At 47.7% G+C, this 3,276-nt stretch carries 1 protein-coding gene and 1 pseudogene; both read left to right on the forward strand.

The genetic code is table 11. The annotated features are described in order from the left end of the window. Positions 1-653, forward strand: a pseudogene (locus BN93_RS01665) (DUF1302 family protein); the annotation flags it as partial. A gap of 1,624 nt (positions 654-2,277) precedes the next feature. Further along, a partial coding sequence (locus BN93_RS01675) for an SPFH domain-containing protein (RefSeq protein ID WP_019186623.1) occupies positions 2,278-3,276 on the forward strand: 999 nt, incomplete at its 3' end.

The following is a 3,276-nucleotide window of genomic DNA, read 5'->3' on the forward strand; positions in this document are numbered from 1 at the left end:
GAAAACCCAAAACGCGGCTGCGCAACGTGGAGTTCGGCGGAAGGCTTTCGGTAAATCTCAGTGGCATAGACTTCTCTTTCTGCGGCTTACATACCTGGAATAAGATGCCCGCTTCCAGTTATGCCGTAGACCCCGCGGGTGCATCTATGACGGTTGTTGGCCACTATCGCCGCCTAACGATGTTCGGTGCCGACGTCTCGTTTCCCGTTGGCAGGTTTGTGGTTCGTGGCGAATTGGCCGCCAACTTAAACGAAGTGCAGAACGCAGAATTTGGCAGCGAGGTGCAAGGGCGCAATGTCTTTAACGCGCTGTTGGGTGTAGATTGGTACGCGGGTAACGACTGGATGCTCAGTGCTCAATATGCTCATAAGCATGTAGGCGGTAGTCTTGAGGGGCTTTCTGTTCTTCGCAACACGGGCGTGGCAACAGTGAGGGTTTCCAAAGAGCTGTTTCGCAACACGCTGGCTCTGTCTTCCTTTGCCTACATAGACGTGTCGCATGGGGGTGTATTCAATCGCCTTTCATGCAAATACGACCTCAACGACCAAATTAGTCTTACCGCCGGATACGACTATTTTCATGCCGATGCAGGCATGTTTGCCATGTATTCGCGAAATTCGGAAGTGTGGGTTAAGTTGAAGTATGGCTTTTAGGTAAAGGTGGTAAGGCGAAAAGAAGGCCGTGCCTGTTAACGCGTTAACGGGTAAACCGCGGCTGACGCGCTAACTTTTCTGCCGGTAAACTTGTTGTTGTCAAACAGAATTGGATTTAAGAAACGTGGTTGACGTTTCGTCAACGGGCACGAAACTCCAATTACAATAAAGGGTGTTCGCCCCTCGGCAGCCGCCGTGTAACGGTGATTGGGCGCACAAAGAGTTGCGCCATGAAGGCATCCGTAGGCCTGATGGGCACGCCTGTGGGGGATAGCGCAACCCAAATCCAATTCTGTTCGACGACAACTCGTAAGCTTGATGAACCCGTAAGCTTGATGAACTCACTATATTATAAACGCACAAGCTTACAACCTCACACCCTCATCACCCCATCAACCTCACCACCTCACACCCTTGTCAACCCGTTAACTTGTTAACTTGTCAACTAACCACCCCATCAAACTCACCACCTCACACCCTTGTCAACCCGTTAGCTTGTTAACTCGTCAACTAACCAACCCATCAACCTCACCACCTCGCACCCTTGTCAACTCGTTAACTTGTTAACTCGTCAACTAACCACCCCATCAACTCAAAAACTTAAATTCTTACTTTAATTTTTACAATACTGCTCAAAATTTCGCGCCGTTCTAGCGAAAATTAAGGTCAAAAAGTATGCAAATTGGCAATATTTCTACTCTTTTTCGCCTTCCAATATGTCCGTTTTTAAGAAAAAGCCTGCATTTTGTACCGTTTAGCCTTTCTAGATTGGTTGCAATCCTATTATTATTTACGCCCCAAAACCCACTTTTAGACCCCAAAATCCCACTTTTTAATGGCTGTTTTGCCCTTTTTAGGCATGTGTTTCATTGTTCTAGAAGGTTATGTTTATACCATTGGGGTGTATTTTTATGCTTTTTGTATCGCGTTTAGCAGCATTTTTCACGGCGTTTTGCACCATTTTACCTTGCGTTTTGCACCAAAACGCACTGCATTTAGCACCAAAACGCACTGCGTTTAGCGGCATATTGCACTGCATTTAGCACCATATTGCACTGTTTTTTGCTGAAAACAGTCCCAAAACAGGTGCAAACGGCGGTTGCTTGTAATAAATATTCATTATGCCGCACGCACAAGCATGCCCCATTTTGCACCAAGCCAAACCTCCGCGAGAATCGGTTTTTTGCGGCAAGGTTGGCGGTTGGTGGACAAAAAGGGCACTCATAATGTTAAAATTCATACTAAAAAGATTACAAAGGGAAAGTTTACGGGTTGGCAAGTTGCATGGTTAAAACGCAGAAGTGCGGCGAACGACATCGAAAGGATGGGCAAACCCCTATTTTACTACTTTTATACGATAATGTTTCTTGACGCACGGCGTTTGGCACGAAGGCGCAAAATGTGCCTAATTAGCCTTTATTTTCTTGTTTTGGCGGCAATATGTGCGGAACGTAAATGTGTTCGAAGAAAAAAACATCAATATTATTTGAAAGATTGAAAAACAATTACTATTTTTGTATCATCTTTACAAAAGTTGGAACTATGGCACTTGTTTTAGAGGGTATGCAAATGGCCCAGTTAAGGGCGAGAGCCATAACTATTAACTGGACAAAACTTAAAGCGTATGGGACTTTTCAACAAGCTCAGAAACGAGTTTATAGACATTATAGAATGGACTGATAACACCACCGACACCATGATATGGCGCTTTCCGCGCTATCAATCGGAAATAAAAAACGGCGCACAACTCAACGTGCGCGAAAGTCAAGTGGCTGTATTGGTAAACGAAGGGCAGTTCGCCGACATTTACCAACCGGGCAGACACGTGCTTAATACCAACAACATGCCCATACTGAGCACCATTATGGGCTGGAAATATGGGTTTAACTCGCCATTTAAGGTTGATGTCTATTTTGTTAACACCAAGCAGTTTCTCAACGTTAAATGGGGAACGGCCAACCCCATCATGCTGCGCGACCCCGAATTTGGCCCTATCCGCATGCGCGCTTTTGGCTCTTATTGTTTCAGGGTGAACGCCGACCCGCGAAAGTTCATAACCAACGTGGCCGGAACAAACGGCAATTTCACCACCGAAGGCATTACACAACAACTGCGCAACTTCGTCATCACCAAGTTTACCGACCATTTGGGCGAGAGCAAGATAGCCGCTTTAGACCTTGCCGGCAACCTGAATGAGTTCTCAGCCAGTCTTACCGAGGCGCTGAAACCCGACTTTGAGGAGTATGGGTTGGAGCTAACGAATTTTTTGGTGGAGAACATCTCGCTGCCCGAAGCCGTTGAAAAGGCTCTCGACAAGCGCACAAGCATGGGCGTTATCGGCAATATGGGCGCTTATACGCAGATGCAATTTGCCGATTCGCTTGTGGAAGGAGCTGCCAATGGCGGCGGAAACGTTGCTGGAAACGCGATGGGTATGGGCATGGGATTTGCCATGGCCAACCAAATGACGAACCAAATGGCTGGGCAGATGGCGCAGCCAGGCGCGCAACAAGCCCCGCAACAGCCTGCCGTGGGCGCAGGCGCACCGGGTATGCCGCCGCCTCCGCCGCCGCAACCCATGTTCCATTTGTCGGTAAACGGCCAACAGCAAGGTCCGTTCGGC

Origin of the sequence: Prevotella conceptionensis 9403948 (assembly GCF_000312305.1) — a bacterium.
Taxonomy (GTDB): domain Bacteria; phylum Bacteroidota; class Bacteroidia; order Bacteroidales; family Bacteroidaceae; genus Prevotella; species Prevotella conceptionensis.